Raw genomic sequence first — 5,686 nt, forward strand, 5'->3', positions numbered from 1 at the left:
GGGCGGGGCGGGGGGGGGCGGGGGGGGGGGGGGGGGGGGGGGGGGGGGGGGGGGGGTGTGGGTGGGCCCGGGGGGGGGTTTTGGGGGCCCCGCGCGCGCCCCCCCCCCCCGGTTCCACTCCCGGAGCAGGGCTGGAAGCTCCACGTCAGCGCGGCCTCGGCGGCGGGCGAAGCAGTGCTCGCGGCCGTCGTACGGGCTCTCGCCGACGACCCGTGCCCGTTCAAGTTCGCCGCCGGGGAGCAGCGGCTGCGCGAACTCAACTCCCGTAACAGCGATCGGGGTTCGGCGGGAAAGTTCATCACCGTCTACCCGGCCGACGACGCCCAGTTCCGGCGGCTGGCCGCCGGACTCGACCGGGCCACCGCCGGACTGCCCGGGCCCGTCGTACTCTCCGACCGCCCCTACCGGCCCGGCAGCCTGGTCCACTACCGGTACGGCGCCTTCGCGGCCCGCGCCGAGCTCGGCCACGACGGGGAGTACCGGTCCGTCCTGCACGGGCCGGACGGCGAACGGGCCGAGGACGTGCGCGGCGCCTCCTACCGGGCGCCGTCCTGGGCCAGCGACCCGCTGGAGACCGGTGCGGCCCGGCCGGGGCCGAAACGCGGCGCCGGCGTGCTGCTCGCCGAGCGGTACGCGATCACCGCCGCCGTACGGCACAGCACCAAGGGCGGGGTCTTCCTCGGCCGGGAGGCCGCGAGCGGCGCCGAGGTCGTGGTCAAGCAGGCCCGCGCACACATCGAGATCGACCGGGCCGGCACCGACGCCCGCGACGCCCTGCGGCACGAGGCCGCCCTGCTGACCCGGCTGGACGGGCAGGGCCTGACACCCCGCCCGATCGAACTGATCGAACGGGACGACTCCGTCTTCCTCGTGCAGGAACGAATCGCCGGACAGCCGCTCGGCGCGTGGGTCGCCGCCCGGCTGCGGCGCGACGGCAGCCCCGACGTCGACTGGGCCGCCGCCGGACCGGTCGCGCACGCCCTCCTCGACCTCGTCGAACGGGTACACGCCCAAGGACTCGTCCTGCGCGACCTCTCCCCCGGCAACGTGATGGTCCGCCCCGACGGCCGCCTCCGGCTCGTCGACCTCGAACTCGCCGCCGAAACCGGCCGCTCCGCCGGCTCCGCCGGCACCCCCGGCTACCGCGCCCCCGAACAGGGGCCCGGCCGGCTCGGCCTCGTCCACGACGGCACCTGCGTCGCCGACCCGGCCGTCGACCTGTACGCCCTCGGCGGCCTGCTCTTCCTCCTCGCCACCGGCCACGACCCGCTGCTCCCGGACGACCTCCCCCGGGCCCGCCCGGTCACCGAACGCCTCGGCCGCTGGCTCGCCCTCGCCGCCCGCACCGGCACCACCGCCCGCCGCCTCGCCCCCGCCGTCCTCGGCCTCCGGGACGAACAGCCGGGGCAGCGCTGGAGCCTCGCCCAGGTCAGGGCGGAACTCGCGGGCGAAGCCACCGCGGACGCCCGGCGCGGCGATGACACACGCCCGGGCGGGGCTCCCGGTGCCGCGCACGGGCATGAGACCACCACCGCCGTCACCCCCCTGTGGCAGGCCCCGAACCGGCGGACCGCGCACACCCGACACCCCGACGGCCCCCATGCCACCGGCCCGACCGGCGCCGCCGCCACCGCACCCCCGCAGCGAGCCGCCGACGGCAGTGCCGCGCCCGCCAGGGCCGGTGCCATGCGGGCCGCCGCCGCTCCGCCGTGGCGCGCTGCGGCCCACCGGGCCACGCCCGCCGAGCACTCCGCCGACGCCCACGACGACCGTTCCGCGACCGACCCGACCGCCGCGACCGCCACGACCGGCGGCCCCCGGGCTGCCGTCCGCCCCGACGGCGCCGCTGCGGACGCCGCCTGCCGCGCGTCGGCCGGCCTCCTCGACCGGGTGCTGTGCGACGGCCTGCGGCAGCTGGCCGTCACGGCCACGCCGCTGCGGCGGGACCGGTTGTGGCCGGTCGTGCCCGCCGGGGAGCGGACGGATCCGTGCAATGTGCAGCACGGCGCCGCCGGGGTGCTGGCGGTGCTGGCGCGGGCGGTGGCGGCGGAGGGCCTGCCGGGCGGGGTGCGCGCGGAGGCCGCGCGGACGGCACGGACGGCTGCCGGGTGGATCGAACAGCGCCTGGCCGCCGAGCCGGTGGTGCTGCCCGGGCTGCACTTCGGGCGGTCGGGGACGGCCTGGGCGCTGCTGGACGCCGCCCGGTCGTTGGGCGACGACGCGCTGGCCGTTCGGGCCGCCGCGCTCGCCCGGCGGATCCCCGTCGAGTGGCCCAACCCCGACGTCTGCCACGGCGCGGCCGGCTCCGGGTTCACCCAACTCCGCTTTGCTGCCGAGGGCTTCACCGCCGAAGCCGCCGGTGACCCGAACTTCCTCGACCGCGCCGCCCACTGCGGCCACGCCCTGCTCGCCGCCGCCCGGCACGAGCCGTACGGGCGGGTGTGGCCGGTGCCGGCGGACTTCGACTCGGCGCTCGCCGGGATCACCCACCTCGGCTTCGCGCACGGCGTGGCCGGTGTGGGCGCCTTCCTGCTGGCCGCCGCCGAGGCGACCGGCGACCGCGACCTGCTCGCCGGCGCCGTCGAGGCCGGGCGCACGCTCGCCGCGACCGTCCGCTGGGACGCGCCGCGCGACAGCGCCTGGTGGCCGCAGAGCGCGGACGATCCGGACCGCGTCAGGCTGGCGCACTGGTGCAGCGGCTCGTCCGGCGTGGGCACCTTCCTGCTGCGGCTCTGGCGGGCCACCGGCGACGCCACCGCGCACGGGCTGGCGCTGGCCGCCGGGCGGGCCGTACTGGCCGGGCGCTGGCACGGCGGGGTGAGCGCCTGCCACGGCCTGGCCGGCGACGGCGAGTACCTGCTCGACCTTGCCGAGGCCGCCGATGTCGCCGACGAGCGTGAATTCCGTTCCGGCTCCGAGGAGTTGGCGCAGCTGATCGCCGCCCGGTCGGCGCTGCGGGGCGGCCTGCTGGTGCTGCCGGACGAGACCGGGACGGGCTGCGCGGCCGGCTACGGCACCGGCGCGGCGGGCGCGTTGGCCTTCCTGCTGCGGCTGCGGCACGGCGGCCCCCGGCTCTGGGTGGATCCGGTGCCGCCCGCCGTACGCCGGTCCCAGGGCGCGGCAAGCGGGGTGAGCGGGGCATGAACGTGGCCACCCGGACCGTCGCGCAGGCGCTGCGCCGACTGAGCTTCACCTTCGCCGCCGACGGCGGTCACGCCGCCTGCCTCGCCTCGGCCGCCGACGGCGGCTGGTACGTGGAGAGTTGGCGGCTGCCGTCGGACGGCGGGCCGGCCACGCCGCTCGCGTTGCCGCTGCCCGGCAACCGGTCGGAGAGCCTGCGTTCGCAACTGGTCGCGCTGCCGGACGGCTCGGTGCTGGTCTGCCGGCACGACGGCGATCGGCACGACCTGGTCCGCCTCTCGTACGGCGAGAACGGCGCCGTGGAACAGCAGGTGGCCACGATCCGGATGCCCGGGCTGCGGCTGCTGCCGATCCCGACGCCCCCCGGGGCCGGTCCTCGAACGCCGATGGCGCTCGCCCTCGGGACGGACACCCGCCCGGCGACCACCGCCTGGCTGGTGCGGACGGACGGCAGCGAGCCCGAACGGGTCGCCGAGATCCCGGGGTTGCACGGCGGCGGCGCCTGGCTGGACCACGCCGGGGCGCTGCTGGCGCTGGACCGGGTGAACGCGGGGCTCGTCCGCACCGTGGTGCTGGACCTGCGCAGCGGCACGACCACCCCGCTGCTGGAGATCGGCGAGCGCAGCAACGACCGGCTGGTGCTGTTCGACCCGGACAGCCGGTTCGCGATGGTGCGCAGCGACGCACCGGGCACCGACCGACTCGGCTGGGGCGTGCTGGGCGGCGGCGAACCGCTGCGGTTCCCGGAGTGCCTGCACGTCGCGGGCATGTTCCTGCGGCCGGTCGCGCTGCGGCGGACGGCGGACGGCCCGCAGGTGGCGGTGCAGGTCGACCACGGCGCCGGCTCCGCGCTCGCCCTGTGGCGGGCCGCCGCCGGCCGGCTGGACCAGCTGCCGGTGCCGCCCGGCCGGCTCGGCGCGGTCGGCCACTGGGGCGGGGCGGCGCTGCGGCTCCCTTACTCCTCGCCCGACCACCCGGCGGCGCTGGCCGCCCTGGACGTGGACGCGCTGCTGGCACACGGCCCGGCGAAGCCCGGGTCCGGCCCGATGCCGATGCCGCTGCCACTGCAACTGGCGCCGCTGGGCTCCGGCCTGCCCGGCCCGTGGCGGGACACCGTGCTGCCCTGGCAGCCCGGCGGTCCGCGCACCCCCCGTACCCAGCCGCCGGGTTGGCGGGTGGACGGCAGCACCGCACCCGGGGACGGCAGCCGCTGGCAGCCCGCGCAGAGCCTCGAACTCGCCGGTCCTGCGGGGCCGTTGGAGGCCGTGGTGTACGGCGGGGACACCTGGCTGAGCAGCCCGCACCTGGTGCTGGCGCTGCACGGGGGCCCGGCGGACGCCTGGCGGCTGGAGTTCGACCCGGCCCTTCAGCGGATGGCCGCCGAGGGCCTGGCCGTGATCGCACCGAACCAGCGCGGCTCCACCGGCTACGGGGTGGCGCACGCGATGGCCATCCGGGGCGCCTGGGGCGGGCCCGACCTGGACGACGTGCTGTACCTGCTGGACGGCATCGCCGGCCAGCGCGCGGCGCTCGGGCTGGAGCCGCCGGCCCTGTTCGGGGTCAGCTACGGCGCGTTCCTGGCGCTGCTGGCGGCCGCGCACGCGCCGGCCGAGCAGGTGTCCCGCTGCGCGGTGGTCGCACCGTTCTTGTCCGGTGCCCGGCTGCTGGCCGAAGCGGCGGCCCCCGTACGGGCGTTGACCACCCGGCTGGCCGGCGACGAGCCGATCACCGACGCCCGTGGCCCGCGCGACGTCCTCCAGCTGGCGCACCGGCTGAGCGCCCCGCTGCTGGTGGTGCACGGCAACCGGGACGAGGTCGTGCCGGTGAGCCAGTCCCGTTCGCTGCGGCACGAGTTGCTGCGGATCGGCCGGGTCGAGGGCGCGGACTTCCGGTACGTCGAGGCGGCCGGATCGGGCCACGAGGTGCTCGCCGAGGAGGGCGCGGCCGTGCTGCACGAGCTGCTGGCCGCCTTCCTGCGGACCGGCCGACCGGGCTGACCGGAGCCCCGGCACCTCGGTACGTCGACCCCTCGACTCCTCGACTCCTCAGGACGTCGACACGTCGGTACCTCGACATCTCAGGACGTCGGCACCTCGACATCTCGACATCTCAGAACGTCGACACCTCACCACACAGACTCCCGGGCCCGACGCGGCCCGGGGCACCACCCCGGCGCGGCGGACCGAGCCGCCCGGGGGCGACACCCGATGCCCGCAGGCAGATCGCGGCGGGCGTAGTTCCAGGGGAGGAACCCGATCATGGAGAACATGGTGGACTTCGAGACCGACCTCGCGGCGCTGCAGGACCTGCCGGAGACCGAGTCCGTCGAGCTGACCGGCCACGGCGCCGGCTGCCAGTACACCTGTCTCATCCTCACCTGCCTGATCTTCACCAACAGCTGATCCAGGCGGTGAGCCGTGGGTGGCGGCCCCCCCCCGGGGGGCTCGGGGGGTGGGGGCCCCCCCGGTGGCCGGCCCGGGCCCCCACCCCCCCCCCCGGCCCCCCCGTTGAGCGCGGGCCGGCCCGCGTGCCCGCCGGCCGCCCG

General features: G+C 77.8%; 3 protein-coding genes. All 3 read left to right on the forward strand.

The annotated features are described in order from the left end of the window. The first annotated feature begins 174 nt into the window (after nt 1-174). The 3 genes from ACFV6I_RS06455 to ACFV6I_RS06465 all read left to right on the forward strand — a co-directional run bounded on the left by ACFV6I_RS06455 (nt 175) and on the right by ACFV6I_RS06465 (nt 5,543). Nucleotides 175-3,144, forward strand: coding sequence for a lanthionine synthetase LanC family protein (locus ACFV6I_RS06455; protein ID WP_380423745.1), 2,970 nt, complete (start codon nt 175-177; stop codon nt 3,142-3,144). Beyond that, nucleotides 3,141-5,138 carry an alpha/beta hydrolase family protein gene (locus ACFV6I_RS06460; protein ID WP_380423746.1) on the forward strand — a complete coding sequence of 666 codons (1,998 nt, stop codon included), beginning with the start codon at nt 3,141-3,143 and terminating at the stop codon, nt 5,136-5,138. The genes ACFV6I_RS06455 and ACFV6I_RS06460 overlap by 4 nt, the downstream gene beginning before the upstream one ends. A 261-nt stretch (nt 5,139-5,399) precedes the next feature. Next, nucleotides 5,400-5,543, forward strand: coding sequence for a VenA family class IV lanthipeptide (locus ACFV6I_RS06465; RefSeq protein ID WP_159398410.1), 144 nt, complete (start codon nt 5,400-5,402; stop codon nt 5,541-5,543). Nucleotides 5,544-5,686 lie beyond the last annotated feature (143 nt).

Origin of the sequence: Kitasatospora sp. NPDC059803 (genome assembly GCF_042732255.1) — a bacterium.
Taxonomy (GTDB): domain Bacteria; phylum Actinomycetota; class Actinomycetes; order Streptomycetales; family Streptomycetaceae; genus Kitasatospora.